This is a genomic window from Terrisporobacter mayombei (genome assembly GCF_020748465.1).
Taxonomy (GTDB): Bacteria; Bacillota; Clostridia; order Peptostreptococcales; family Peptostreptococcaceae; genus Terrisporobacter; species Terrisporobacter mayombei.
Map to the genome: position 1 here is coordinate 1 of NZ_JAHZMP010000162.1, position 483 is coordinate 483.

The 483-nt window shown below is 32.7% G+C and carries 2 protein-coding genes; both read left to right on the forward strand.

All coding sequences use genetic code 11. The annotated features are described in order from the left end of the window. Positions 1–257 (forward strand): lipopolysaccharide kinase InaA family protein (locus tag K0039_RS25085; RefSeq protein WP_228106848.1); only part of this gene is annotated, 257 nt, incomplete at its 5' end. 86 nt (positions 258–343) lie between these two features. Then, the coding region (locus K0039_RS25090) for a glycosyltransferase (protein WP_500303712.1) at positions 344–483 on the forward strand (140 nt) is incomplete at its 3' end.

Here is a 483-nt window from a genome sequence, read left to right on the forward strand (position 1 = left end):
TAAAAATTTCGGTTATCGATCTGCACCGGGCACAGATACGTGCAAAAGTACCACGTCGTTGGCGGGATAAAGATTTGATTGGTTTATATTTCTCATCAATGAATATTGGTCTGACGCAGAGAGATATCTGGCGATTTATGAAGGTTTATTTTGGGATGCCTTTACGCGATATTTATAGACTTGAGATTGATTTACTTAAAAAGGCAAGGATTAAAGCAGGAAAAATAGAAGCAAGAACAATAAGAAAAAACTTGTAAATAGTATTTTATTACAAAAAGGGATTCTAAAATTGTTGAAATATAGAAACTTCGTTGCTAAGAAGAAAAATTTATACCAAAACGAAGTGTCGTATGTTAAAAATTTACATATTGCACTATGCTTTGACCGTGAATTCATAATGCCAGCGGGTGTTGCATTATATTCAATTATATCCAACAATAGACATATTAACCTTCATTTTCACCTTCTTATATCAGGCATAGA